Genomic DNA, 25,507 nt, shown 5'->3' on the forward strand with positions numbered 1-25,507 from the left:
CCGATGGTAGTGTGGGGTCTCCCCATGTGAGAGTAGGTCATCGTCAGGCACCCCTTCCGAACCCCGGTCCTTAACAGGACCGGGGTTCTTTTATGTCCGCCGTCGGCCACGGTCACATGGCCGCCGCCGGCGCTGTCCCCGGCCCGGCGGTCACTGACGTGACCGCCGGGCGGATCCTCAGGACGCGGCCGGCAGCGCTTCCAGCGCCGCCACCAGTGCTGCCATCTCGGCCTCGGTGCCCACCGAAATCCGCAGCCAACTGAAAAAACTGCAAGAGCTTCCACAGGTCTGCGTACCAGACCAATGCTTTAATTGCATTGGATGTATTCGTCTTTTCTGGGTTGAAGGCAATAAAAAGGCACCCTGATGGATGCCTTTTTGATGAACAATCATTGTTGGGGCAAAGTTTGAATCACGATGATGTCTGCAACCATCGTGTCAGCGCTTCCCGGTCAATGGTGTCGCGATCAACCTTTAAATAAGCCACACCTTCTTCTTGGACCACCAGTACATCCTCGATGCCTGCAATATTTTTAAGCTGTTGGCTATATCCACTACTGTCAGTGATGTCTTTACCCTTTAGTGAAACAACTTCGCTTGAGAGATGTTTGGGGACAGTCATGTTTAAAATGGCCAGAAACCATAAGGCACCAAGTGCCGCAGCAAAAAGAAAGACGGCATCGATACCAAAATGACCGGCAATGGCACCGCCCAGGCCGCCTCCGACGCTGGCTCCCAGAAACTGACTGGTAGAATATACGCCCATGGCCGTCCCCTTGGCGCCGGCTGGGGAAAGCTTGCTGATCATGGAGGGCAACATGGCTTCCATAAGGTTGAAGCCGGTGAAGAAAACCAGCAACAATAAAATCAATACCCACCTTGTCTGCCCTGTTTCACCAAGAGCAAAAAGTGCCAGCGTCATCGCGGCAACGGCGCCCATGAATACGATTTTCATGTGGCGGTATTTCTCTGCTGCAATGATCAGCGGCACCATGGCAAAAAAGCCGGCCGCCATGACAGGCAGATATACCCAGCCATGATACTGAGCATCAATGCCGAGATTTTCGAGCCTGATGGGCAGGGCAATAAAACAGCCTGTCAAAATGGCATGAAGGGCGAAAATTGAAAAGTTCAGTCGCAGGAGTTCGCTCTGAAGCAGCATTTTTCTCAGCTGGTTTGGATCCACACCAACATCACGATGCTGTCGGGCCGGCGCTGAAGGAACCAGCCGCCATAGGATCAAAAGTCCCACAAGCGCCAGAAGAGCTGTGCTCCAGAATACGCCTGATAGACCAAAAGCCTCTGCCAGAAACGGTCCCAACGCCATTGCCAGACCGAAAGCTAGGCCAATGCTCATGCCGATGGCTGCCATGGCCGTCGTTCTGCTTTCTTCTCTTGTCTTGTCTGCCAGCAGTGCCATGAGTGCGCCAGCAATGGCACCGCTCCCTTGTAGACAGCGCCCGGCAATGACTCCGTAGATGGACGTGGACAGCGCTGCCATGACGCTGCCGGCAAAAAATAGCAGCAACCCAAGGGCAATAATCTGCTTGCGACCCAGACGATCTGAAAGGGTGCCAAAGGGAATTTGAAAAATGGCCTGCGTCAGGCCGTAGCCACCCAGTGCAATGCCGATCAGAAAAGGTGTTGCTCCCTCCAGCTCCCTTGCATAGAGAGCAAGTACTGGCAATACCATAAAAAGCCCCAGCATGCGAAAGGCATACAATATGCCCAGACCTGCGACTGCACGGTACTCGCCCGCATTTAGTGAAATGTGTTTCATGTTTCTCCGAAAACCTTGAGGCAGGACATCATTTTAACGATCTGATCGGTCTGCAGGAAATTTGTATATGATCTAATGGGGCATTGATAAAGCATTGGCATTCAGTAGGCGACATCGCCTATGCGAAAAAGAATCCCTCTGTGACGAATGGAATTGGTGAAAGGTTCCATGTATCATGCCGCGGTGTTTTGTCGCATTGTTGCAGCGCTGTTTGCCTGCCATTTTTAGCTTCTGTCCTTGTAGGATGCTTGCCATATATGGCCTTATGGCGAAGTGCTCACTTACCTAAAAGCCTTTTGGAGGCATGTGTTTTAATGCCAAGCTCTAAATAAGCTTTTGTCACAGCACTTGAAGTCAACAGGCGAAAAACTGAACAATAGCAATGGTAGCGTATAGCGCCATTCAGGACTGTCATGCTTGCCGCTTTCAGTCAGGGAGATGACTTTCATGTCATCTCCCTGCTGGAAGCCGTCACAGGCGGCAAGCATGTTTCCGGGACAGTCACTTCCAACGATAAAACCATCAGATACTCCTGCGATGTCAGGCTGTCTGGCGCGGTAAATGTCATCCGTGAACGTTGCTGTCAGACCGTGATCGGAAGCGGGCAGGTACCTGTCACGCATTTCCGGCCCCTCTGGTCGGACAAAAGCGAAGTGTTCAAGCTGGCCGTTCAAGAGAGCGTGAGATGAGAAAATGGAACTATCCAGACATTCTTAAAAGGGTGTCACTGCTTGCCGCTGTCGCATTTGTGCTCAGTGGTTGTACGGGGTCAAGTCTTCTCGATCCCAAGGGGCCGGTTGGCGCTGAACAGAAATACCTGATCATGACATCATTCTTTCTGATGATGATTGTGGTGATCCCCGTCATTGTCATGACACTCCTGTTCGCATGGCGCTACAACTACATCAAGAATGCAAAGTACTCGCCCAACTGGTCCCACTCCAACAAGATTGAAGTGGTGGTATGGGCTGTCCCGCTGGCCATTATCCTCCTGCTGAGTATTTTGACATGGCGCAGTACGCACGCCCTTGATCCGCATCGCGTACCGGAGTCTGACAGAGAGCCCATCGTCATTCAGGTTATGGCAATGGACTGGAAGTGGCTGTTCATCTATCCGGAGCAGGGCATCGCATCGGTCAATGAGCTGGCTTTCCCGGTCGACACGCCAGTCGAGTTCCGTGTGACGTCCAACAGTGTCATGAACTCTTTCTTCATTCCGCAACTTGGCAGCCAGATCTATGCCATGGCTGGAATGGAAAATACCGTTCATCTGTTAGCGACTGAAGAAGGCACTTATCCCGGGATGTCGGCCAACTACAGCGGCCATGGCTTCAGCGGCATGCACTTCAAGGCATTGGCAACATCGGATGAAGGGTTCCAACAGTGGGTCGACAGCGTTCGACAGGCTCCGGAAACCCTGCAGCAGGACAGTTTCAATGAGCTGGCCAAGCCCAGCCGAGACAATCCGGTCGAGTATTTCTCTGCCGTCACTCCTGGCTTGTACACCGATATTGTCAACAGTTACATCACGTCGAGTGATAGCTCGCATCACGGGGCTGAGGAGTAAATATGTTCGGCAAACTTACTATCGAAGCCGTCCCCTATCATGAGCCCATCGTCATGGTGGTTCTGGGTGTGGCGGCGCTAATGGGCCTGGCAGTAGTCGCGGCCATTACCTATTTCAAGAAGTGGGGATATCTCTGGAAGGAGTGGATTACTTCCGTTGATCACAAGCGTTTGGGCGTGATGTATATCCTCGTCGCAATCGTCATGCTGATACGCGGTTTTTCCGATGCCATCATGATGCGCTCCCAGCAGGCCATTGCTTCGGGTGGTGCAGAAGGGTATCTACCCCCCGAGCACTATGACCAGATCTTTACCGCACACGGCGTTATCATGATTTTCTTCATGGCAATGCCGTTCATGGTGGGTCTGATGAATATTGCCGTGCCGCTTCAGATCGGCGCCCGTGACGTTGCCTTTCCGTTTCTTAATTCGCTGAGCTTTTGGCTGACGATGGCTGGTGTCATCCTGGTCAACGTGTCTCTGGGTGTTGGTGAGTTCGCGGCAACAGGGTGGCTCGCCTATCCGCCGCTGTCCGATATTCAATACAGTCCAGGCGTTGGCGTGGATTACTGGATATGGAGTCTACAGATATCAGGTATCGGTACACTGCTGACCGGTGTGAACTTCTTCGTCACCATTTTGAAGATGCGTGCCCCCGGCATGACCCTGATGAAAATGCCGATGTTTACCTGGACGGCACTGTGCACCAATGTGTTAATCATTGCGGCCTTCCCCATTTTGACGGTCACCATCGCGCTGCTGACGCTTGATCGCTACATAGGCACCCATTTCTTTACCAATGATATGGGTGGTAACCAGATGATGTACGTTAATCTCATCTGGGCCTGGGGGCATCCTGAAGTCTACATTCTGGTACTGCCTGCTTTCGGTATCTTTGCCGAGGTTGTCGCGACTTATTGCAAGAAGCGTCTTTTTGGCTATACCTCCATGGTTTATGCCACTGTCGCCATTACCGTACTGTCGTTCGTTGTCTGGCTGCACCACTTCTTTACCATGGGCGCCGGTGCCAATGTGAACTCCTTCTTTGGTATTGCCACGATGATCATTGCGATCCCGACCGGGGTCAAAATCTTCAACTGGCTGTTCACCATGTATGAAGGCCGCGTGCAGTTCACCGTGCCGATGGCGTGGACGCTGGGCTTTCTTATCACCTTCACCATTGGTGGTATGACAGGTGTGCTGCTGGCCGTGCCGGGTGCTGACTATGTATTACATAACAGTCTGTTCCTGATTGCGCACTTCCATAACGTCATCATTGGCGGTGTCGTGTTTGGCTATTTGGCTGGCTTCACCTACTGGTTTCCGAAAGTGTTCGGATTCAAGCTCAATGAAAAGCTTGGCAAGGCGTCTGCCTGGTGCTGGATTGTGGGCTTCTTTACTGCCTTCATGCCGCTTTATGCACTCGGTTTCATGGGCATGACCCGTCGTCTGAACAGCTATGATAATCCGGACTGGCATTTCCCGTTGATCGTTGCCGCCATAGGCGCAGTAATCATTGCCTGTGGTATTGCCTGTCAGCTGCTGCAGCTCGTGGTCAGCATCAAGGATCGTCACAAGAATGTCGACGAGACAGGTGATCCGTGGGGCGGTCGTACGCTGGAATGGTCTATTCCTTCGCCGGCACCCTTCTACAACTTTGCACATACCCCTGTCGTTGAAGAGCGTGATGCCTTCTGGCACATGAAGGAAAATGGCGTCAGTGAACAGAAGCCTGCCGAATACCAGGATATCCATATGCCGAAAAATACCTCGGCAGGGTTCTTCATCGGCATGATTGCTTCTGTGTTCGGGTTTGCACTGATCTGGCATATCTGGTGGTTGGCGATCGTTGCAGGTGTAGGCATCTTCGTCACCATGGTGCTGCGTACCTTCAATGACGATATTGACTATTACGTTCCCGCTGCCGAAGTCGAGCGCATCGAAAGTCAGCGTTATCAAAAATTGTCAAATCAGGCGTAACACATGTCGACTCAATCAATGACCAATCAGGACGCTCATGCCCACGGGCATGAGCACGATGACCATGAGCATCATGATCCGGTAGCGACCAAGGTATTTGGTTTCTGGATCTATATCATGAGTGACTGCGTACTGTTTGCATCGATCTTTGCAACCTACGCAGTGCTTGGCACAAACTATGCGGGCGGTCCTACCTCGCATGAACTGTTCGAGCTGCCCTTTGTCCTGGTAGAGACCTTTGTCCTGCTGGCCAGTAGTTTCATGATCGGGCTGGCAACGCTGGCCATGAACAAGGGAAACAAGCAGGGCACCATGCTTTGGCTGGCACTGACCCTGATGCTGGGGGCAGTGTTTGTCGGCCTTGAAATCTATGAGTTCCATCATTTCATTGCCGAAGGTGCTGGTCCTCAGCGCAGTGCTTTCCTGTCATCCTTCTTTACCCTGGTGGGTACGCACGGGCTGCACGTCACTTCCGGGTGTATCTGGGCCATCGTCTTGTTGATTCAGATTGCCACCAAGGGTCTGACTGACATGAATCGATCGCGTCTGATGTGTCTGAGCCTGTTCTGGCACTTCCTGCACATCATCTGGATCTGCGTATTCACCATCGTCTATTTGACGGGGGCCATTTAATGTCCAATCAGCAACAATCCCAGGAAAGTCATGAGCATGGCAGTATCAAGTCCTATACTACGGGCCTGATTCTTTCCATTATCCTGACCATCATTCCTTTTGGTCTGGTCATGACCGGTGCGCTCTCGGGCGTGGCAACGCTTGCGATTATCATGATCATGGCGGTAGTACAGATTGTGGTGCAGGTAGTGTATTTCCTTCATCTAAATGAAGGTTCAGGGCCACGCTGGAACATGATCTCGCTATGGTTCACGATTCTTATCGTGGCCATTGTGGTAGTGGGCTCGCTGTGGATCATGTTCCATCTCAACCATAATCTTATGGTAGGGATGTAAGAAGTCTGTCCCGATGCTCAAAAGATATCTCCTGCTAACGAAGCCGGGCATTGTCTTCGGCAATCTGATCTCGGTAACAGGGGGATTCTTTCTGGCCTCGAGAGGAAGCATCGACCTGCTGTTGTTTTTCGCCACCGTTATCGGGGTGTCGCTGGTCGTTGCTTCCGGTTGTGTGTTCAACAATGTCATCGATCGCGACATTGACGAATACATGGCGCGCACGCAAAAGCGTGCGCTTGTCGAAGGCACGATCGATGTTCGCTCTGCGCTGATCATGGCGGGCCTGCTGGGTGCAGCAGGCTTTTTACTTTTATTGCTGGTTGCCAATCCGCTTGCCGCGGGTGTGGCCCTGTTTGGCTTTGTCATTTACGTGGGCGCCTATAGCCTCTGGCTCAAACGCCACTCGGTTCATGGCACACTGATCGGCAGCCTGTCAGGCGCCGCGCCACCGGTAATCGGTTATTGCGCTGTAAGTAATCAGTTTGACCTTGGTGCGTGGCTGGTGCTGCTGATCTTCAGTCTCTGGCAGATGCCGCACTCTTACGCCATTGCTATCTTCCGGCTGGAAGATTACCGGGCAGCCTCTATTCCCGTGCTTTCCGTGGCAAGGGGCGTGACTGCCGCCAAGCGGCAAACCGTTGCTTATATCGTGGCGTTCGGTGTGGCTGCCATGATGCTCACGTTCACGGGTTATACCGGCTACATCTACCTGGTGGTCATGACTGGCATAACGCTGTACTGGCTCTACATCGCTATTACTCGTTATCAAAAGGAAGATGATGGCCGCTGGGCGCGTCAGCTTTTTGGTATTTCGATTCTGGTAGTTACCGTGTTGAGTGCCGTCATGGCGATCGATTACCAAAAGCCCGTCTCCCAGGCTTCGACGGCGCAGATTGACCTGACCCCTTCTCTGCACGTCTAACCAATTCAATGCTGTATCGACGATACTTGTGTCGATCAGCATTGCCCTTTTGGTTGCTTCTGATTGTTTTCTTCTATCCAGTGCAGATCTGCCATCGTGCGACATGATGTCCCGAGGGTTTCACTTTATCGTGTGAATGCTCTAACTTCATAGATTCCGTGACTGTTCAGAACCCAAGGCAGGAGAGCCAAGCCAATGCTGGGGTTTGATGCTTTAGACCTGGCGCGCTTCCAGTTCGCCTTTACCGTTTCCTTTCATATACTTTTTCCCGCTTTTTCGATCGGTCTCGCCAGTTACCTGATGGTGCTGGAAGGGCTGTGGTTAAAAACGGGTAACGAGATTTACCATAATCTGTATCGCTTCTGGGTACGTATCTTTGCGGTGGTGTTCGGGCTGGGAGTGGTCTCCGGTGTCGTCATGGCCTATGAGTTCGGCACCAACTGGAGTGGCTTTGCCGAAAGGGCAGGAGATATTACCGGGGTATTGTTGACCTACGAGGTGCTGACGGCCTTTTTCATGGAAGCCGGCTTCCTCGGCATCATGCTGTTCGGTGAAGGCCGGGTCAGCAAAAAACTGCATTTCACGGCAACCTGCCTTGTGGCCGTGGGTACCCTGATTTCGATGACCTGGATTCTGATGTCCAACAGCTGGATGCAGACGCCAGCAGGCTATGAGGTCATCGATGGGCGTTTTGAGCCTGCCAACTGGCTCGAGATCATGTTTAATCCGTCGTTCCCCTACCGCATTGTCCATATGGGGCTGGCAGCCTTTATCTCGGTCGGTTTTGTTGTTGGTGGTGTAGGGGCTTATCACCTGTTGCGCAATCGTCGTGACCTGGCGGCACGCAAGATGTTTTCCATGGCGATGTGGGCCATTCTGGTTGCACTGCCGGTACAGATCATCGCTGGCGATATGCATGGGCTGAACACGCTGGAACATCAGCCTGCCAAGGTGGCAGCCATGGAAGGTCACTGGGAGAACGAGCCGGGGCAGAAAGGGATGCCGCTGGTGCTGTTTGCCCTGCCGAGTGTGGACGATGCTGCCAACCGGTTTGAGCTGTCCATACCTTATGCCAGTAGTCTGATTCTGACCCATACGCTTGACGGTCAGATTCAGGGGCTCAATGACTGGCCCCGTGATGAATGGCCCAACGTGCCGCTGGTATTCTGGAGTTTCAGAATCATGGTGGGGCTGGGCATGCTAATGCTGGGTATCGGCGTTCTGGGACTGTTCCTGCGCTGGAAAGGTCTGCTTTATGAGGCGCGCTGGTTCCAGCGTATTGCCCTGTTTACCACTCCGGTGGGCTTCATTGCCCTGCTGGCAGGCTGGATCACGACAGAGGCGGGGCGTCAGCCATGGGTGGTCTACGGCATGCTTCGAACTGCGGATGCCGTGTCATCGCATAGCGTAGCCAGCATGGTCGCGACATTGATCGGATTTATGGTGGTTTACGCGATCATCTTTGGCATCGGGATCTACTATATGCTCAAACTGATCAAGTCCGAACCCATGAATATGGTACCAGCCGGTGGCCCGGGGAATGAGCGCCAGCCCAAGCGCCCCATGTCGGCAGCCGATGACAGTTTCGAAGAGCAAAATTGATTGGAGACATGAGCATGACTATTGATCTACCAGTCATCTGGTATTTGCTGATTGGTTTTGCTGTCGCCATGTACGTCATGATGGATGGCTTCAGTCTGGGGGTTGGCATCCTGTTTCCCTTCATCAAGGGGGACGAAAAACGTGATGTCATGATGAACACCGTGGCGCCGGTCTGGGACGGTAACCAGACCTGGATGATTCTGGGAGGCGCCGGCCTGTATGGTGCCTTTCCGCTGGCTTATGCGGTTATTCTGCCTGCGATGTATCTGCCCTTGATCCTGATGCTGCTGGCATTGATTTTTCGCGGTATTGCCTTTGAATTTCGCTTCAAGTCCAACCGCTCGCGTAAATGGTTTGATCTTGCGTTCAGTGGCGGTGCCATGGTGGCCACCTTTAGTCAGGGAGTCGTACTGGGCGGCATCATCAATGGCCTGGCGGTATCGGAGCGTGCCTATCAGGGTGGAAGCTTTGACTGGTTCTCACCGTTTGCATTGTTTACCGGGCTGGCGCTCATGGCAGGTTATGCACTTCTTGGTGCCGGCTGGCTGATCATGAAGACAGAGGGTGATCTGCAAAAGCGCTTTTATCAGCTTTCGCGTCCTCTGACGATTTTGCTGGTAGCGTCCATGATCATCATCAGCGTATGGACGCCCCTCTCCAATGGACGTATTTCAGAGCGCTGGTTTACCTTCCCCAATATTGTCTGGTTTGCGCCGGTCCCCATTCTGGTCGCGCTGCTTTCCTGGAGTATCTGGCACGGGGTGACCCATGGGCATGAGCGTCGCCTTTTCTTCAAGGTGCTGGGGCTTTTCTTTCTTGGGCTTTCGGGACTGGTGATCAGCTTTTTCCCCTTGATCATTCCGCCGGATATTACACTCTGGGATGCTTCCTCGGCGCGGGCCAGTCAGACTTTCCTGATTGTAGGTTATGTAGTTCTGGTACCCGTCGTGCTTGCCTATACGGCTTACAGTTATTATATCTTTCGGGGCAAGGTCCGCGCCGGCGAAGGCTATCACTGAGATCAAATCCAGCGTTTGGAGATTACAAAGGGTACCCAAAGGGGTACCCTTTTTGTTTTTCATGCATTGGACAGGTGCGTAAAAAACAATGCTCGTCGCGATGCGGGTGGACACAAGGGTTCCAGGCCATGAATGTAATTCCATGAGTGTCAGCGATCTAATCAGACTGATGAGCGATGGTGCCTTCCATTCAGGAGAGGCGCTGGGCAGGGAAATCGGGGTGTCAAGGACAGCGGTATGGAAACAGCTGCGCAAGCTCGAAGGGCTGGGGCTCTGTGTCGAGGCCGCAAGGGGCTGTGGGTATCGTCTCCTCAACCCACCAGCGCCCTTTCGTGGCGCCGATATCGTGGCAAACCTGTCTCGGTCTGCGCGTCAGCACCTCAGGCATCTTTTTGTAGAGGATTCGATTGGCTCAACCAATACCTTCCTGCTGGATCGCTTCGGGCAGGGAGCTGGGCATGGTGAGGTCTGTCTTGCCGAGTGGCAGAGCGCCGGACGTGGTCGGCGTGGGCGATCGTTCTACAGTGAATGGGGGGGCAATATTCACTTCTCCATTGGCTGGCAGTTTGAAAGCGGGGTAGGGGCGCTGGAGGGCCTGAGCTTGGCAGTAGGCGTGATCATGGCAGAGCTGCTGTCGGAGCAGGGGGTGGATATTCAATTGAAATGGCCCAATGACCTGCTGGTATCGACGCCTTCGGGCCTGGCCAAGCTGGGAGGCATACTGGTCGAGGTCCGGGGGGATGCCGCCGGCCCCTGCCAGGTAGTGATCGGCGTCGGGATCAATATTCGACTTTCTGAACAGGGCAGGGCGGGTATCGAGCAGCCGATTGCCGCACTTGCTGATCTGTCCGCCGATATATCGCGCAATGCACTGGTCAGCGCCATGATCGAGGCACATATACAGATGCTGGAGCGCTTCGAGGAAACAGGATTCCCCGCCTGGCGCGATCGCTGGAACGCTTGCCATGTTTACCGGGATAGGGCCATCCGAATTTATCAGGGCAATACAGTGAGCGACGGTATCGCCAGAGGGGTTGATGATGCCGGCAACCTTATTGTCAGTGTTGGTGATGAACAGAAGCGATTCACGGGTGGTGAAGTCAGTCTGCGTGGTTGCCCATGATTCTGGATCTGGATATTGGCAACACACTGTCGAAATGGCGTCTGAAGGATCGCAGGACCAGTGAAATCCGGGCTCGAGGGGCCATGTGGACGCGTGATGAATGGCGTTCAGGGGCCGATATTCCGGATCTGGAAATTGTTGACGTCATTCGGATATCGAACGTGGCGCGTCAGGATGTGCTGGAAGACACGGTTCAACTTTTGAGGCGACGTGTTGATGCCATCCATATTGCGCACTCCACATCCGAGGCACTCGGCATTCGTAACGGATACGACGAGCCCGAGCGCCTGGGGGTGGATCGCTGGCTCGGGGTGCTGTCCGGTTATCAGCTGACCGGCGGATGCTGCACCGTGGACTGTGGCAGCGCCATTACCATGGACACGGTGCTCCCCGGCGGGCAACACATTGGCGGGTACATCCTCCCGGGGCTCAGGCTCATGAAGGAGAGCCTCAAGCTCGGCACTCGCAAGGTGGCGATCGACCCGGAACAGGATGCGCTGCAGATACTCTCGCCTGGTACCAATACCGTTGACGCGGTCAATCATGGGGTGTTCATGGCGGCGACCAGCGCCATAAACCGTCTTTACATGGAAGTCTGCGACAGTCAGCACACTGCCTTGCCACTGCTGATAACCGGTGGCGATGCGGCGCTTGTATCACGCGGGCTTCGTCTGCCGCATGCCCATTGGCCGGACATGGTCTATGCAGGCCTTGAAGCTCTTTTCCCGTTGACGCCAGCAGAAGAACAGGGCGCATTGGCAGGCATGCCCGAAGTGATCAGGCCGGCTGAATTAAAGGAAATACGCAGGGCGCTTGCTTTCACGCAAATGCTCTGACAGAATGCGCCGCGTTCCACAAGGCAGGAGATGTCGGCGCAAGAGCCGTGCATACCAGTCGAGGGGAAAAGACTTGACAAGTCTTTATGGGTCGGTATAATTTGCCGCCAAGTTGGAGGGATTCCCGAGTGGCCAAAGGGAGCAGACTGTAAATCTGCCGCGAAAGCTTCGGAGGTTCGAATCCTCCTCCCTCCACCAAGATTTTTTCCGGTCATGCAGTGATTGGAAGATTGGGTAAGCGGGCATAGTTTAATGGCAGAACCTCAGCCTTCCAAGCTGATGATGCGGGTTCGATTCCCGCTGCCCGCTCCAGTTGTATAAAGGGTTATGCTCATGTAGCTCAGGGGTAGAGCACACCCTTGGTAAGGGTGAGGTCGACGGTTCAATTCCGTCCATGAGCTCCATTCAGGGCGAGCCGAAGGGGGTCGCCCTTTTTAGTCTGATGTGTGGGTTGTCGTGCATCGGGCTTTTTGATATCGTGCACGCCGCTCGCAAAGGCGATCACGACGACAATGTTACAGGCCAGTGGCTCAATTGGCAGAGCAGCGGTCTCCAAAACCGCAGGTTGGGGGTTCGAGTCCCTCCTGGCCTGCCAGTCTTCCTCAGATTGGCAGCTTTTGTGTGTAAATCGATTGCCGCACTCCTGAGGAGTTTTCTTCCCCATGAAACAGACCGCCGAAGTGCAGGATACCCGTTTTGATGCGCTCAAGTGGGCTGCTGCCGTGGTGCTTGTCGCTGTTGCGGTAGCGGGTAATGTCTATTTTGCCGATCAGCCGATGATTTATCGTGTGGTCGGCGTTGTTGTGCTGGTAGTGGCGGCACTGGGCATTGCGCTGACGACCAGTCGAGGGCGTGAGCTGACTTCGCTCGCCAAAAACGCCAAGAAGGAAATTCAGCGTGTTGTCTGGCCGACGCGCCAGGAAACCTTTCAAACGACCGCTATCGTGCTGGGCGCAGTTGTCATCGTGGGCCTGTTGCTCTGGCTGATTGATATGTTTTTCGGTTGGCTGGTGTCGACTCTCATTGGTTAGGAGCTTGCATGACTAAGCGCTGGTACGTTGTCCACGCCTATTCTGGTTTTGAAAAGCAGGTCATGCGTTCACTGCTCGAGCGTGTGAAGCTTTACGAAATGGAAGATCATTTCGGCGAGATACTGGTGCCTACGGAAGAAGTCGTTGAAATGCGCGATGGGAAGCGCCGCAAGAGCGAGCGCAAGTTTTATCCCGGTTACGTGCTGGTTGAAATGGCGATGGATGACCGTAGCTGGCATCTCGTTAACGAAACGCCCAGGGTGATGGGGTTTATCGGCGGGACGCCCGAAAAGCCTGCTCCCATTACGCCGAACGAGGCAGAAGCCATCCTGCGTCGTGTGCAGGACGGTACCGAGAAACCACGTCCCAAGACCATGTTTGATGCTGGTGAGACCGTCCGTGTAGCCGATGGTCCCTTTGCAGATTTCAATGGCGTGGTTGAAGAAGTCAATTATGAAAAGAGTCGCCTGCAGGTCAGTGTTCTGATCTTCGGGCGCTCTACTCCCGTTGAGCTTGAGTTCTCGCAGGTCGAGAAGCTCTAGGCTCGAGGGTGCTGGTGGTGCAGCAGCGCTGCATCGATAGTCAGGGGAGCCGCAAGGCGCTATTACCCAATCGGAGTCCATCATGGCCAAAAAAGTTCAGGCTTACATCAAGCTGCAGGTTGCAGCGGGTAAAGCCAACCCCAGTCCGCCGGTAGGCCCGGCACTCGGTCAGCACGGCGTCAACATCATGGAGTTCTGCAAGGCGTTCAACGCAGAAACCCAGGACATGGAAGCCGGTCTGCCGACACCCGTGGTTATCACGGTCTATTCCGATCGCAGCTTTACGTTCATTACCAAGACGCCGCCGGCGCCGGTCCTGCTCAAGAAGGCTGCAGGTATCAAGTCCGGTTCTGGTGAGCCGAACAAGAACAAGGTTGGTACGGTAACGCGTGAGCAGATCGAAGAGATCGCCCGCACGAAAGAGCCTGACCTGACGGCTGCCGACCTTGAAGCTGCATTGCGCACCATTGCTGGTACTGCACGCAGCATGGGCCTGAACGTGGAGGGTCTCTGATCATGGCCAAGCTTTCCAGACGCATGAAGATGACGCGCGATCGCGTTAATAGCTCGCGCGTTTACAGTGTCGATGAAGCCACCGCACTGCTGTCCGAAATTTCTTCCGTGAAATTCAAGGAAAGTGTGGAAGTCGCTGTCAATCTGGGTGTTGATCCGCGTAAATCGGACCAGGTGGTGCGTGGCGCTACCGTACTGCCCAACGGCACCGGTCGTGATGTTCGCGTTGCGGTTTTCGCTCAGGGCGCGGCTGCTGATGCAGCTCGTGAGGCCGGTGCTGAAATCGTTGGCATGGATGACCTGGCCGCGGAAGTCAAAAAGGGCAACCTCGATTTTGACGTTGTTATCGCAGCGCCGGATGCCATGCGCGTCGTCGGCCAGCTGGGTCAGATTCTGGGCCCGCGCGGTCTGATGCCCAACCCCAAGGTAGGCACGGTGACGCCTGACGTGGCGACTGCCGTCAAGAATGCCAAGGCCGGTCAGGTACGTTTTCGTACCGACAAGAACGGCATCATCCATGCCGGTATCGGCAAGGTTGATTTCACGCCTGAAGCCCTGCGTGGCAACCTGGAAGCACTGGTCAATGATCTGAAGAAGCTCAAGCCCAGCACTTCCAAGGGGGTTTATCTCAAGAAGATTTCCCTGTCCACGACCATGGGTCCTGGTGTTACCGTCGATCACTCCTACATGAACTGATCGACATTTACCGATTGCTTTGCGGTCCCCGTGCCCGTGGTGGAGCGGGGCGCCGTCAAAGACCGCAGGTGTTGCCCTACGGGGCAGCTTAATTGTTTGCCCTGAGCGAATGGCCTGCGCAGATGGCGCCTGTTGCCAGCCGGCAACACGCCATCATCCACTCTGTTGTATGTTATCAACAGATGGTAACCACGATGGCCATCCTCCCGGATGGCCGGCACGAGGAGTGAAAATATGCCCCTGGGTCTTGAAGACAAGAAGGCAATTGTCGCTGAGGTCAGCGAAACTGCCGGACAGGCGCTCTCCGTTGTCGTAGCCGACTCTCGCGGGGTTAACGTTGGCGCCATGACGGCGCTGCGTAAAAAAGCCCGCGATAACGGTGTCCAGCTGCGCGTTGTACGTAACACGCTGGCCCGTCGCGCCCTGCAGGGCACTTCATGGGAGTGCCTGAACGAGACTTTTGTTGGTCCGTCTCTGCTGGCGTTTTCTCTTGAGCATCCGGGCGCCGGCGCGCGTCTGCTCAGGGACTTCGCTCGCGAACAGCCCAAGTTTGAAGTCAAGGCGCTGGCCTACGAAGGTGAGCTGATCGATGCGCAGGATATCGATCGTCTGGCAAGCCTGCCGACCTACGACGAAGCTATCGCCAAGCTGATGTCCGTCATGAAGGAAGCTTCCGCCGGCAAACTGGTACGCACGCTTGCAGCGCTGCGCGACCAGAAGCAGGGCGAAGAAGAAGCGGCCTGATCGGCGTATCAGTCAGGCAAATTTCATCGGGCAGTCATTTGCCCCGCAAAGTACAGGAATGCAATCATGGCACTGAGCAAAGAAGACATCATCAACGCTGTTGCTGAAATGTCCGTCATGGAAGTCGTCGACCTGATCGAGTCGATGGAAGAGAAGTTCGGCGTCAGCGCAGCTGCTGCTGTTGTCGCAGGTCCCGGCGGCGGCGGTGAAGCCGAAGTCGCTGAAGAACAGACCGAGTTTGACCTGATCCTGACAGCCGCTGGTGACAAGAAGGTCAACGTCATCAAGGTGGTTCGCGAGATCACTGGTCTTGGCCTCAAGGAAGCCAAGGGCGCCGTTGACGGTGCTCCGGCGACCCTCAAGGAAGCCATGTCCAAGGACGATGCTGAAGAAGCCAAGAAGAAGCTGGAAGAAGCTGGCGCTTCCGTGGAACTCAAGTAATCAGTGTTCTGCCTGAAAGCGTTATAGCATGACGGCTGGTGGCGGTCAGATGAGCTGACCGCCGCCGGCCTTTTTCTGTTGCCGGATGGGCTTAGCGTGCTTACAGACAAACCGCTAGTACGCTAAGGCGATCCGGAAAACTTCAAGCGGCGAGCTCTCCTCCGGGAAGCTTGCCGTTGGCGCCTGATGGAGCCAATCCGCTGGTGTACCGATCACGCCAGTCACTCATGGTGAACAAGCTGGGGATTACAGATGGCTTACTCATACACTGAGAAAAAACGCATCCGCAAGGATTTCGGCAAACTGCCCCAAGTAATGGATGTGCCTTACCTGCTGGCCATCCAGCTTGATTCCTATTATGACTTCCTGCAGCAGGATCGTGCCCCTGAAGGTCGCCATGATATTGGTCTGCATGCCGCCTTCAAGTCCGTGTTCCCGATTGAAAGCTTCTCGGGTAATGCGGCACTCGAATATGTCAGCTATCGCTTCGGCACTCCTGCCTTTGATGTCAAGGAGTGTCAGCTGCGAGGCGTGACCTATTCAGCACCCCTGCGTGTCAAGGTACGTCTGATCATCTACGATCGCGAGTCGTCCAACAAGGCGATCAAGGATATCAAGGAGCAGGAAGTCTACATGGGGGAAATCCCCCTGATGACCGAAAACGGTACCTTTGTGGTCAACGGTACCGAACGCGTTATTGTTTCTCAGCTCCACCGCAGCCCGGGTGTGTTCTTTGATCACGACAAGGGCAAAAGCCACTCTTCGGGCAAGCTGCTGTATTCGGCACGCGTGATCCCCTATCGCGGCTCGTGGCTGGATTTCGAGTTTGATCCGCGTGACAACGTCTTTGTACGCATCGACCGTCGTCGCAAGCTGCCGGCGACTGTGCTCATGCGTGCGCTGGGTTACAGCGCCGAGGACATTCTCGGCTATTTCTTCGACACTGATGTCTATCACGTCGAAAGAAACGGTTTTTCCGTGCAGCTGGTGCCTTCGCGTCTGCGTGGCGACACGGCAAGCTTCGATATCTCCGACAATGATGGCAATGTCATTGTTGAAGAAGGGCGTCGTATTACCCAGAAGCATATCCGTCAGCTTGAAAAGGCGGGTATCGAGCGTCTTGACGTGCCGATGGAGTATCTCCTTGGCAAGACGCTGGCAAAGGATCAGGTCGATCCCAATACCGGTGAGCTGCTGGTGGCCTGTAATACCGAGCTGACGCTCGAGATGCTCGAAAAGCTCGGGCAGGCCGGTATTACGACCATCGAAACGCTTTACACCAACGACCTTGATACCGGGTCGTTCATTTCCGACACACTGCGTGTTGATTCCACCGGTTCGCAGCTTGAAGCTCTGGTCGAAATCTATCGCATGATGCGCCCGGGTGAGCCGCCGACCAAGGAAGCGGCCGAATCGCTGTTCAATAACCTGTTCTTCAGCGAAGACCGCTACGACCTGTCCGGCGTGGGCCGCATGAAGTTCAACCGTCGCCTGCGTCGTGATAACGACGAAGGTCCGGGTGTTCTGACCCATGACGACATCATTGACGTGCTCAGGGAGCTCATCAATATTCGTAACGGCTTTGGCGATGTCGACGACATTGACCACCTGGGCAACCGCCGTATTCGAAGCGTTGGTGAAATGGCCGAAAACCAGTTCCGTGTTGGTCTGGTGCGCGTTGAGCGTGCGGTCAAGGAACGCCTGTCCATGGCCGAAAGCGAAGGCCTGATGCCGCAGGATCTGATCAACGCCAAGCCGGTAGCGGCGGCGGTCAAGGAATTCTTCGGCTCTTCGCAGCTTTCCCAGTTCATGGACCAGAACAATCCGCTGTCCGAGGTCACGCACAAGCGTCGTGTGTCCGCACTCGGGCCGGGTGGTTTGACACGTGAGCGTGCAGGCTTCGAAGTACGTGACGTTCACGCCACGCACTATGGTCGTCTGTGCCCGATCGAAACACCTGAAGGTCCGAACATCGGCCTGATCAACTCGCTGGCCACCTACAGCCATACCAACCACTATGGTTTCCTCGAGACTCCCTACCGCAAGGTAGAGAACCGGCAGGTCACCGATGAGGTTGTACATCTGTCGGCGATCGAGGAAGGCGATTTCATCATCGCTCAGGCTTCCGCCACGGTGGATGAAAACGGTCAGCTGATCGATGATCTGGTTCAGGTTCGTCACCGGGGTGAAACCACCTTCATGGCGCCTGACAAGGTGACTCTGATGGATGTGTCGCCGCGCCAGGTCGTATCGGTCGCCGCAGCCCTGATTCCGTTCCTCGAGCATGACGATGCCAACCGCGCCCTGATGGGTTCGAACATGCAGCGTCAGGCGGTCCCGACCCTGAAGGCGGACAAGCCGCTGGTTGGCACGGGCATGGAACGTTTCGTGGCACGTGACTCGGGCGTTTGCGCCGTGGCACGCCGTGGCGGTGTGGTCGACTCCGTGGATGCCAAGCGCATCGTTATCCGGGTCAATGAGGATGAAATCATCGGCGGTGAAGCCGGCGTTGATATCTACAATCTGACCAAGTACGTACGCTCCAACCAGAACACCTGTCAGAACCAGCGCCCCATCGTGCGCCAGGGAGACAAGATCGCCATCGGCGATATTCTGGCTGACGGCCCGTCGGTGGATACCGGTGATCTGGCTCTGGGTCAGAACATCCGTATCGCCTTCATGCCCTGGAACGGTTACAACTTCGAAGACTCCATGCTGATCTCGGAGCGTGTGGTCGAGGAAGATCGCTTTACCACGATCCATATTCAGGAACTGACCTGCGTATCGCGTGATACCAAGCTGGGCTCCGAAGAAATCACTTCGGACATTCCCAACGTGGGTGAAGCGGCGCTGGGCAAGCTTGATGAATCCGGCGTGGTCTACATCGGTGCCGAAATCAATCCGGGCGATATTCTGGTTGGCAAGGTAACGCCGAAGGGTGAAACCCAGCTGACACCGGAAGAGAAGCTGCTGCGTGCCATCTTCGGTGAGAAGGCCAGTGACGTGAAGGATACGTCGCTGCGCGCTTCCACCGGCATGCGCGGTACGGTCATCGATGTCCAGGTCTTTACCCGTGATGGTGTCGACAAGGATGCGCGTGCACTCTCCATCGAGCAGCAGCAGCTGGATGAAGTGCGCAAGGATCTGCAGGAAACCTATCGTATTGCCGAAAACGCAACCTTTGAGCGTCTGCAGCGCACGCTGTCCGGACAGCCGGTCAACGGTGGCCCGAAACTCTCCAAGGGTGATGTCGTCACCGATGAGTACCTTGAAGAGCTGCCGCGTTCCCAGTGGTCGAAGCTTCGCATGCAGGATGAAGCGCTCAACGAGCTGCTGCATCAGGCTGACGAGCAGCTGGAGACCCGTCGCAAGGAGATGGAGGAGCGCTTTGAGGACAAGAAGCGCAAGCTCACTCAGGGCGATGACCTGGCACCGGGCGTTCTGAAAATCGTCAAGGTCTACCTGGCCGTCAGGCGTCGTATCCAGCCCGGTGACAAGATGGCCGGTCGTCACGGTAACAAGGGTGTCATCTCGGCCATCATGCCGGTTGAGGACATGCCGTTTGACGACGAGGGGACGCCGGTCGATATCGTGCTCAATCCGCTGGGCGTTCCATCACGAATGAACGTCGGTCAGATTCTCGAGACCCACCTGGGGATGGCGGCCCACGGTCTCGGCGTCAAGATCGATCGAATGATGCGAAACGCTCGCGAACAGCAGCTCACCGAGATTCGTGAGTTCCTGCATCACGTGTATAACACCAGTGGCGGGCGCCAGGAGAATATCGACGAGTTGACCGATGAGGAAGTACTGGCTCTGGCCAAGAACCTCTCGGGCGGCGTGCCGATCGCCTCTCCGGTGTTCGACGGTGCGCATGAGCAGGAGATCAAGGGGCTGCTGCGTCTGGCTGATCTGCCGGATTCCGGTCAGATGGCGCTCTACGATGGTCGTACCGGTGAGAAGTTTGATCGTCCGGTGACGGTTGGCTACATGTACATGCTCAAGCTCAACCACCTCGTGGATGACAAGATGCATGCGCGCTCTACCGGTTCGTACTCGCTGGTCACTCAGCAGCCGCTGGGCGGCAAGGCCCAGTTCGGCGGCCAGCGCTTCGGTGAGATGGAAGTATGGGCACTCGAAGCCTATGGCGCGGCCTATACGCTGCAGGAAATGCTGACGGTCAAGTCCGACGATGTGGAAGGTCGTACCAAGATGTACAAGAGCATCGTCGACGGTGATCACAGCATGCAGGCGGGTATGCCTGAATCCTTCAACGTACTGGTCAAGGAAATCCGCTCGCTGGGTATCGACATCGAGCTGGAAGGCTAAGCGCCGCCTTTATCCTATGAAGGTCCGCGGGGTCCCGATAAACCGGACCCCGCTCATGACAACTCCGCAACGGAGCCGACCCCATGAAAGATCTGGTCAAAGTTCTTAAATCGCAGGCGCAGTCCGAAGAGTTTGATGCCATTCGGATTTCGCTTGCTTCTCCGGACATGATCCGCAGCTGGTCGTTTGGCGAGGTCAAAAAGCCCGAGACCATTAACTACCGGACGTTCAAGCCAGAACGTGATGGCCTGTTCTGTGCCAAGATTTTTGGTCCGGTCAAGGATTACGAGTGCCTGTGCGGCAAGTACAAGCGCATGAAGCATCGCGGCATTATCTGCGAAAAATGCGGCGTTGAAGTGACCAAGGCTTCCGTGCGTCGTGAGCGCATGGGCCATATCGAGCTGGCATCTCCTGTCGCGCACATCTGGTTTCTGAAATCGCTGCCGTCGCGTATCGGCATGCTGATGGACATGACGCTGCGCGATATCGAGCGTGTGCTCTATTTCGAGTCCTTTGTGGTCATCGATCCGGGCATGACAACGCTTGAGCGCGGTCAGCTGCTTAACGATGAGCAGTATTTCGAAGCGCTCGAAGAGTTTGGCGACGACTTTGATGCCCGCATGGGTGCTGAAGCCGTTCAGGCGCTGCTGTCCGACATCGATCTTGGCGAAGAGATCGAGCGTCTGCGTGAAGAGATTCCCCAGACCAACTCGGACACCAAGATCAAGAAGCTTTCCAAGCGCCTCAAGCTACTGGAAGCCTTCTATCGTTCGGGTAACCATCCGGGCTGGATGGTCATGGAAGTTCTGCCGGTGCTGCCGCCGGACCTGCGTCCGCTGGTACCGCTGGATGGTGGCCGTTTTGCCACCTCCGATCTCAACGACCTCTACCGTCGTGTGATCAACCGTAACAATCGTCTCAAGCGTCTGCTGGACCTGTCTGCGCCGGATATCATCGTGCGCAACGAAAAGCGCATGCTGCAGGAATCGGTCGATGCGCTGCTGGACAACGGTCGTCGTGGTCGTGCCATCACGGGCTCCAACAAGCGTCCGCTGAAGTCTCTGGCCGACATGATCAAGGGCAAGCAGGGTCGTTTCCGTCAGAACCTGCTGGGCAAGCGTGTCGACTACTCCGGTCGTTCGGTCATTACCGTGGGCCCGACGCTGCGTCTGCACCAGTGTGGTTTGCCCAAGAAGATGGCGCTTGAGCTGTTCAAGCCGTTTATCTATTCGAAGCTGCAGGGCAGTGGTCAGGCCTCTACGATCAAGGCTGCCAAGAAGCTTGTCGAGCGTGAGATGCCCGAAGTCTGGGATATTCTCGCCGACGTGATTCGCGAGCACCCGGTACTGCTCAACCGTGCGCCGACGCTGCACCGTCTGGGCATTCAGGCGTTCGAGCCGATGCTGATCGAAGGCAAGGCCATCCAGTTGCACCCGCTGGTCTGTGCGGCCTACAACGCCGACTTTGACGGCGACCAGATGGCCGTGCACGTACCGCTGACGCTGGAATCCCAGCTCGAAGCGCGTGCGCTGATGATGTCGACCAACAACGTACTGTCGCCGGCCAACGGTGATCCCATCATCGTACCGTCGCAGGATGTTGTTCTGGGTCTTTATTACATGACTCGTGAGCGCATCGGAGCGAAGGGCGAGGGCATGGCCTTCTCGGATCTCAATGAGGTCGAGCGTGCCTTTGGCACCCAGAGTGTGGCCCTGCATGCCCGCATTCGTGTTCGTCTGAGCGAATGGGCGCGTGACGAAGAGAGTGGCGAACTGGTCGAGCAGGTATCGGTCAAGGACACCACCGTGGGACGTGCGCTGCTGTATCGCATCGTGCCGCGTGGTATGCCGTTCGACATGGTCGATCGTGCGATGAAGAAAAAGGCGATCTCTCAGCTGATCAATGCGGGTTACCGTCTGGTCGGTCTGAAGGAAACCGTCATCTTTGCCGACCAGCTGATGTATACCGGTTTCCGCCTGGCGACCTGGTCGGGTGCGTCCATCGGCGTCAACGACTTCGTTATTCCTGATTCCAAGAAGGAAATCATCGAAGCGGCCGAGGATGAAGTTAAAGAGATCGAGGATCAGTTCTCCTCGGGTCTTGTCACCGCCGGCGAGAAGTACAACAAGGTCATCGATATCTGGTCAAAGGCCAACGACAAGGTGGCCCGCGCCATGATGACCGGCATCTCGAAAGAGACGGTCACCGATCGTGAAGGCAACGAGGTCGAGCAGGAGTCGTTCAACAGCGTCTTCATCATGGCGGATTCCGGTGCGCGAGGTAGCGCTGCCCAGATTCGTCAGCTGGCCGGTATGCGTGGCCTGATGGCCAAGCCGGATGGCTCGATTATCGAAACGCCGATCACGGCCAACTTCCGTGAAGGTCTGAACGTACTGCAGTACTTCATCTCTACGCACGGCGCACGTAAGGGTCTGGCGGATACGGCACTGAAAACGGCCAACTCCGGTTACCTGACACGCCGTCTGGTCGATGTGGCGCAGGACGTGGTCGTGACCGACACCGACTGTGGCACAGAAGAAGGCCTGACACTTCACCCGGTCATCGAGGGTGGTGACATCATTGTTTCGCTGGCCGAGCGCGTGCTGGGTCGTGTCGTGGCACGTGATGTTGTGGATCCGCAGAGTCAGGAAGTACTGATTCCGCGTAACACGCTGCTTGATGAAGCATGGTGCAACCGTCTCGACACCATGGGTGTCGACGAGATCGTGGTGCGCTCGACCATCACCTGTGAAACGGCGCACGGCGTCTGTTCCTCCTGCTACGGTCGCGATCTGGCTCGTGGTCACGTGGTCAACGTCGGTGAGTCGGTGGGCGTCATTGCTGCCCAGTCGATCGGTGAGCCGGGTACCCAGCTGACCATGCGTACCTTCCACATCGGTGGCGCGGCTTCTCGTGCCTCTGCCGTGGACAGTGTTCAGGTCAAGCATGGCGGCAGTGTACGCCTGCACAACATGAAGCATGTCGAGCGCAGTGACGGCAAGCTGGTGGTGGTGTCGCGCTCCAGTGCGCTCGCCGTGGCCGATGAACATGGCCGTGAGCGTGAGTACTACAAGCTGCCCTATGGCGCCGAGCTGTCCATCAAGGACGGTGCGCTGGTTGAATCCGGTCAGGTTGTGGCCAAGTGGGACCCCCACACGCATCCGATCGTTTCGGAAGTGGACGGACGCATCCAGTTCACGGACATGGAAGAAAACGTCACCATCAACCGAAGTGTTGATGAAATGACCGGCCTTTCCTCCATTGAGGTGATCGAGTCCGGTAACCGTCCGACATCGGGTCGCGACAAGCGTCCGATGATCATGCTGCAGGACGAGCATGGTGAAGCGGTATCGCTGCCCGGTTCCAACACGCCGGTACAGTACATGCTGCCGGGCAATGCGATCGTTTCCGTCGATGACGGCTCTGCGATCGGTATTGGTGAGGTGGTCGCCCGTATTCCGGTCGAAGCGTCCGGCAACAAGGACATCACCGGGGGTCTGCCGCGCGTTGCCGACCTGTTCGAAGCGCGCAAGCCCAAGGAAGCCGCGGTGCTGGCCGAAGCCACGGGTACCATTACCTTCGGCAAGGAAACCAAGGGCAAGCGTCGTCTGATGATTACGCCTGCCGATAGTGATCCGATCGAAATGCTGATTCCCAAGTGGCGTCAGATCGGTGTCTTCGAAGGTGAAACCGTCGAGCGTGGTGAGGTCATTTCCGATGGCCCCAGCAACCCGCACGACATTCTGCGTCTGCTGGGCGTGAGCGAACTGGCCAAGTACATCACGGCGGAAATCCAGGACGTCTATCGACTCCAGGGCGTTGGCATCAACGATAAGCACATCGAAGTTATCGTGCGTCAGATGCTGCGCAAGGTCGAGATTCTCGATGCCGGTGACAGCACGCTGATTCCGGGTGACCAGGTCGAACTGGTTCGTGTTCTGGCAGAGAATGCACGACTGCAGGAACAGGAGAAGTTCCCGGCCAAATACGACCGCGTGCTGCTCGGGATTACCAAGGCGTCACTCGCCACGGAATCCTTTATTTCAGCAGCTTCCTTCCAGGAGACCACGCGCGTACTGACCGAGGCAGCCGTAACCGGCAAGCGCGACTATCTGCGTGGTTTGAAGGAGAACGTGGTCGTTGGGCGTCTTATCCCGGCAGGTACGGGTCTTACCCATCATGCCGAGCGCCGTCGCAGGAAGGAGGGTGCCACGCGTGATCCGCATCCCTCGGCCTTCGATGTCGAGCAGCAGCTGGGCGAGCATCTGACGGCACTGGATGCAGACGACGATCTTTGAGGGACAATGGGTTCTGCGCCGGTTACGGCGCAGGACTTGACGCCCTTGCAGGCGAACCCTTAGAATTCGCAGCCTTTAACAGTAGGGGCAGGTGCGTCCTGTCCCTGCTGTTTTGTATCATCATCATTGGAGCGAGCCTTTATGGCAACGATTAATCAGCTGGTGCGCAAGCCCCGCAAGCGCCCGCAGGCCAAAAGCGACGTGCCTGCACTGCAGGCATGCCCGCAGCGCCGCGGTGTTTGCACGCGTGTTTATACCACCACGCCCAAGAAGCCGAACTCGGCCCTTCGTAAGGTATGTCGTGTTCGCCTGACCAACGGTTACGAAGTTGCTTCGTATATCGGCGGTGAAGGCCACAACCTTCAGGAGCACTCCGTGGTTCTGATTCGTGGTGGTCGAGTAAAGGACCTTCCGGGTGTGCGTTATCACACCGTTCGCGGTGCACTGGATACCTCGGGTGTTCAGAACCGTAAGCAGGCACGTTCGAAGTACGGTACCAAGAAGCCGAAGTCCTGATCGGTATCTACACAATTTACACGGTCTGATAAGAGTAAGGCCGGGCAGCGCACCATAAGGTGTTTGGTCCCGGGTTTACCTGAAAGACTCTTCTGACTGAGGGCTTATCATGCCTAGAAGACGTATTGCGGCGAAGCGCGACATCCTGCCGGATCCCAAGTTCGGAAGTGAGCGCCTGGCCAAGTTCATGAACCACCTGATGATCAGCGGCAAGAAATCCGTAGCCGAGCGCATCGTGTATGGTGCGCTGGATCGGGTTGCCGAACGCTCCAATGATGAGCCGCTGGACATTTTCGACAAGGCACTGGAAGCCATCCAGCCCATGGTCGAAGTTAAATCACGTCGTGTCGGCGGTGCTACCTATCAGGTACCCGTTGAAGTGCGTCCTTCCCGTCGTCAGGCGCTGGCCATGCGCTGGATGGTGGACGCAGCACGTAATCGTGGTGAAAAGACCATGGTACAGAGGCTGGCCGGCGAAATGCTGGATGCGGCTGAAGGCAAGGGTGCTGCTGTCAAGAAGCGTGAAGACGTACATCGTATGGCAGAAGCCAACAAGGCCTTCTCTCACTACCGCTTCTAATAGAGGCGCCTTCAGGCGAAG

21 protein-coding genes and 4 tRNA genes are annotated in these 25,507 nt (G+C 55.7%); 24 read left to right on the forward strand and 1 reads right to left on the reverse strand.

What is annotated here, in order from left to right; all coding sequences use genetic code 11:
- Nucleotides 1-412: 412 nt before the first annotated feature.
- Nucleotides 413-1,780, reverse strand: a complete 1,368-nt coding sequence (locus C8D72_RS10990; protein ID WP_115854507.1) for an MFS transporter — start codon at nucleotides 1,778-1,780, stop codon at nucleotides 413-415.
- Nucleotides 1,781-2,193: 413 nt separating this feature from the next.
- Here C8D72_RS10990 and C8D72_RS10995 point away from each other — a divergent pair, with 413 nt between their 5' ends.
- The 24 genes from C8D72_RS10995 (at nucleotide 2,194) to rpsG (ending at nucleotide 25,486) form a co-directional block, all read left to right on the forward strand.
- Nucleotides 2,194-2,469 carry a hypothetical protein gene (locus tag C8D72_RS10995; RefSeq protein ID WP_115854508.1) on the forward strand — a complete coding sequence of 92 codons (276 nt, stop codon included), beginning with the start codon at nucleotides 2,194-2,196 and terminating at the stop codon, nucleotides 2,467-2,469.
- Nucleotides 2,466-3,347: a ubiquinol oxidase subunit II gene (gene cyoA, locus C8D72_RS11000; protein ID WP_115854509.1), complete on the forward strand. Its 882-nt coding sequence runs from the start codon at nucleotides 2,466-2,468 to the stop codon at nucleotides 3,345-3,347. The genes C8D72_RS10995 and cyoA overlap by 4 nt, the downstream gene beginning before the upstream one ends.
- Nucleotides 3,348-3,349: 2 nt before the next feature.
- Entirely contained in the window at nucleotides 3,350-5,326 is a 1,977-nt protein-coding gene (gene cyoB, locus C8D72_RS11005; protein ID WP_115854510.1) for a cytochrome o ubiquinol oxidase subunit I, read from the forward strand.
- 3 nt (nucleotides 5,327-5,329) lie between these two features.
- A complete protein-coding gene (cyoC, locus tag C8D72_RS11010) occupies nucleotides 5,330-5,959 on the forward strand; it encodes a cytochrome o ubiquinol oxidase subunit III (protein WP_115854511.1) in 630 nt (209 codons plus the stop codon).
- Nucleotides 5,959-6,294, forward strand: coding sequence for a cytochrome o ubiquinol oxidase subunit IV (gene cyoD / locus C8D72_RS11015; protein ID WP_115854512.1), 336 nt, complete (start codon nucleotides 5,959-5,961; stop codon nucleotides 6,292-6,294). Before cyoC ends, cyoD begins: the two co-directional genes overlap by 1 nt.
- A gap of 13 nt (nucleotides 6,295-6,307) precedes the next feature.
- Nucleotides 6,308-7,216 (forward strand): heme o synthase, encoded by a 909-nt coding sequence (gene cyoE, locus C8D72_RS11020; RefSeq protein ID WP_115854513.1) that lies wholly within the window; start codon nucleotides 6,308-6,310, stop codon nucleotides 7,214-7,216.
- A 195-nt stretch (nucleotides 7,217-7,411) separates the two neighbouring features.
- A complete protein-coding gene (locus tag C8D72_RS11025; protein ID WP_115854514.1) occupies nucleotides 7,412-8,818 on the forward strand; it encodes a cytochrome ubiquinol oxidase subunit I in 1,407 nt (468 codons plus the stop codon).
- A gap of 14 nt (nucleotides 8,819-8,832) precedes the next feature.
- The gene (cydB, locus tag C8D72_RS11030; protein ID WP_115855094.1) at nucleotides 8,833-9,837 is read left to right on the forward strand and encodes a cytochrome d ubiquinol oxidase subunit II; all 1,005 of its coding nucleotides are present in this window, start codon (nucleotides 8,833-8,835) and stop codon (nucleotides 9,835-9,837) included.
- Between the two features lie 142 nt (nucleotides 9,838-9,979).
- Nucleotides 9,980-10,960 (forward strand): biotin--[acetyl-CoA-carboxylase] ligase, encoded by a 981-nt coding sequence (locus C8D72_RS11035; RefSeq protein WP_115854515.1) that lies wholly within the window; start codon nucleotides 9,980-9,982, stop codon nucleotides 10,958-10,960.
- Entirely contained in the window at nucleotides 10,957-11,796 is an 840-nt protein-coding gene (locus C8D72_RS11040) for a type III pantothenate kinase (protein WP_115854516.1), read from the forward strand. Before C8D72_RS11035 ends, C8D72_RS11040 begins: the two co-directional genes overlap by 4 nt.
- A 114-nt stretch (nucleotides 11,797-11,910) precedes the next feature.
- Nucleotides 11,911-11,994: transfer RNA gene (locus C8D72_RS11045), tRNA-Tyr, on the forward strand.
- 40 nt (nucleotides 11,995-12,034) lie between these two features.
- A tRNA-Gly gene (locus C8D72_RS11050) sits at nucleotides 12,035-12,108 on the forward strand.
- Nucleotides 12,109-12,125: 17 nt separating this feature from the next.
- A tRNA-Thr gene (locus C8D72_RS11055) sits at nucleotides 12,126-12,200 on the forward strand.
- A 115-nt stretch (nucleotides 12,201-12,315) separates the two neighbouring features.
- Nucleotides 12,316-12,391: transfer RNA gene (locus tag C8D72_RS11060), tRNA-Trp, on the forward strand.
- 67 nt (nucleotides 12,392-12,458) lie between these two features.
- Nucleotides 12,459-12,827: a preprotein translocase subunit SecE gene (gene secE, locus C8D72_RS11065; RefSeq protein ID WP_115854517.1), complete on the forward strand. Its 369-nt coding sequence runs from the start codon at nucleotides 12,459-12,461 to the stop codon at nucleotides 12,825-12,827.
- An 8-nt stretch (nucleotides 12,828-12,835) separates the two neighbouring features.
- Complete coding sequence (nusG, locus tag C8D72_RS11070; protein WP_115854518.1) at nucleotides 12,836-13,369, forward strand: transcription termination/antitermination protein NusG; 534 nt, start codon at nucleotides 12,836-12,838, stop codon at nucleotides 13,367-13,369.
- Between the two features lie 82 nt (nucleotides 13,370-13,451).
- The gene (rplK, locus tag C8D72_RS11075; protein WP_115854519.1) at nucleotides 13,452-13,883 is read left to right on the forward strand and encodes a 50S ribosomal protein L11; all 432 of its coding nucleotides are present in this window, start codon (nucleotides 13,452-13,454) and stop codon (nucleotides 13,881-13,883) included.
- A 2-nt stretch (nucleotides 13,884-13,885) separates the two neighbouring features.
- The gene (gene rplA / locus C8D72_RS11080; RefSeq protein WP_115854520.1) at nucleotides 13,886-14,578 is read left to right on the forward strand and encodes a 50S ribosomal protein L1; all 693 of its coding nucleotides are present in this window, start codon (nucleotides 13,886-13,888) and stop codon (nucleotides 14,576-14,578) included.
- A 234-nt stretch (nucleotides 14,579-14,812) separates the two neighbouring features.
- Complete coding sequence (rplJ, locus tag C8D72_RS11085; RefSeq protein ID WP_115854521.1) at nucleotides 14,813-15,322, forward strand: 50S ribosomal protein L10; 510 nt, start codon at nucleotides 14,813-14,815, stop codon at nucleotides 15,320-15,322.
- A gap of 66 nt (nucleotides 15,323-15,388) precedes the next feature.
- On the forward strand, nucleotides 15,389-15,763 hold the full coding sequence (gene rplL, locus C8D72_RS11090; protein WP_115854522.1) for a 50S ribosomal protein L7/L12: 375 nt from the start codon (nucleotides 15,389-15,391) through the stop codon (nucleotides 15,761-15,763).
- 252 nt (nucleotides 15,764-16,015) lie between these two features.
- A complete protein-coding gene (gene rpoB / locus C8D72_RS11095; RefSeq protein WP_115854523.1) occupies nucleotides 16,016-20,092 on the forward strand; it encodes a DNA-directed RNA polymerase subunit beta in 4,077 nt (1,358 codons plus the stop codon).
- Between the two features lie 83 nt (nucleotides 20,093-20,175).
- Complete coding sequence (gene rpoC / locus C8D72_RS11100; protein WP_115854524.1) at nucleotides 20,176-24,390, forward strand: DNA-directed RNA polymerase subunit beta'; 4,215 nt, start codon at nucleotides 20,176-20,178, stop codon at nucleotides 24,388-24,390.
- A gap of 141 nt (nucleotides 24,391-24,531) precedes the next feature.
- The gene (rpsL, locus tag C8D72_RS11105; protein ID WP_115854525.1) at nucleotides 24,532-24,906 is read left to right on the forward strand and encodes a 30S ribosomal protein S12; all 375 of its coding nucleotides are present in this window, start codon (nucleotides 24,532-24,534) and stop codon (nucleotides 24,904-24,906) included.
- 109 nt (nucleotides 24,907-25,015) lie between these two features.
- Nucleotides 25,016-25,486: a 30S ribosomal protein S7 gene (gene rpsG / locus C8D72_RS11110; RefSeq protein ID WP_086620797.1), complete on the forward strand. Its 471-nt coding sequence runs from the start codon at nucleotides 25,016-25,018 to the stop codon at nucleotides 25,484-25,486.
- Nucleotides 25,487-25,507 lie beyond the last annotated feature (21 nt).

The organism is Kushneria indalinina DSM 14324 (assembly GCF_003385845.1).
Taxonomy (GTDB): Bacteria; Pseudomonadota; Gammaproteobacteria; order Pseudomonadales; family Halomonadaceae; genus Kushneria; species Kushneria indalinina.